The 1395-nt window shown below is 73.1% G+C and carries 1 protein-coding gene; it reads left to right on the top strand.

What is annotated here, in order from left to right:
* Nucleotides 1–1328 (top strand): endopeptidase La (lon, locus tag ACYVE9_RS26910; protein WP_461030501.1); only part of this gene is annotated, 1328 nt, incomplete at its 5' end.
* Nucleotides 1329–1395: the final 67 nt, after the last annotated feature.

The following is a 1395-nucleotide window of genomic DNA, read 5'->3' as shown; positions in this document are numbered from 1 at the left end:
TGGCGCTCGTCGGCCCGCCCGGCGTCGGCAAGACCTCGCTCGGTGAGAGCGTCGCCCGCGCCATGGGACGCGAGTTCGTCCGGGTCGCCCTCGGCGGCGTCCGCGACGAGGCCGAGATCCGCGGCCACCGCCGGACGTACGTCGGCGCGCTCCCCGGCCGCATCGTGCGCGCCGTCAAGGAAGCCGGCTCGATGAACCCCGTCGTGCTGCTCGACGAGATCGACAAGGTCGGCTCCGACTTCCGCGGCGACCCCGCGGCGGCCCTGCTCGAAGTCCTCGACCCGGCGCAGAACCACACCTTCCGCGACCACTACCTGGAGATCGAACTCGACCTCAGCGACGTGGTGTTCCTCGCCACCGCCAACGTGCTGGACACCATTCCGCAGCCACTGCTCGACCGGATGGAACTCGTCCAGCTCGACGGCTACACCGAGGACGAGAAGGTCACCATCGCCCGCGACCACCTGCTGCCCAGGCAGCTGGAGCGGGCGGGGCTGACCGCCGACGAGGTCACCGTCACCGACGACGTGCTGCGCAAGCTCGCCGGTGAGTACACCCGGGAGGCCGGCGTGCGGTCCCTGGAACGCACCGTCGCCCGGCTGCTGCGCAAGGTCGTCGCCCGCACCGAGCTCGGCGACCAGGAACTGCCGTTCACGGTGACGACCGACGGCCTGCGGGACCTGATCGGCCGGCCGCACCACACCCCGGAGGCCGCCCAGGATCCGGCCGAGCGCCGTACCGCGGTGCCCGGCGTGGCCACCGGCCTGGCCGTCACCGGTGCGGGCGGCGACGTGCTCTACATCGAGGCGTCGCTCGCCGACCCGGAGACCGGCGGCTCGGGGCTCACCCTCACCGGGCAGCTCGGTGACGTCATGAAGGAGTCCGGACACATCGCGCTGTCCTACCTCCGCTCCCGCGGCGCCGAACTGGAACTCCCGGTCGGTGACCTCAAGGAACGCGGCGTGCACCTGCACGTGCCCGCGGGCGCGGTACCGAAGGACGGCCCGAGTGCCGGCATCACCATGACGACCGCGCTGGCCTCCCTGCTCAGCGGACGCCAGGTCCGGCCCGACGTGGCGATGACGGGTGAGGTCTCCCTCACCGGACGGGTGCTGCCCATCGGCGGTGTGAAGCAGAAGCTGCTCGCCGCCCACCGGGCCGGGGTCACCACCGTCATCATCCCCAAGCGGAACGAGCCCGACCTGGACGACGTGCCCGCCGAGGTGCTCGGCAGCCTGACCGTGCACGCCGTGTCCGACGTGCGCACCGTGCTCGACCTGGCCCTCACCCCGGCGTCCTCCCACGCCGGAGTACCGCTCGCCGCCTGACGGCACGCGACGGACAGGCCGCCGCCCCCGACCGGACAGCCCGGCCGGGGGCGGCGGTCGTGCGCGT

The organism is Streptomyces sparsus (assembly GCF_054776295.1).
The sequence above is the reverse complement of the archived record's forward strand: the minus strand, read 5'-3'. Positions and strand labels throughout refer to the sequence as shown.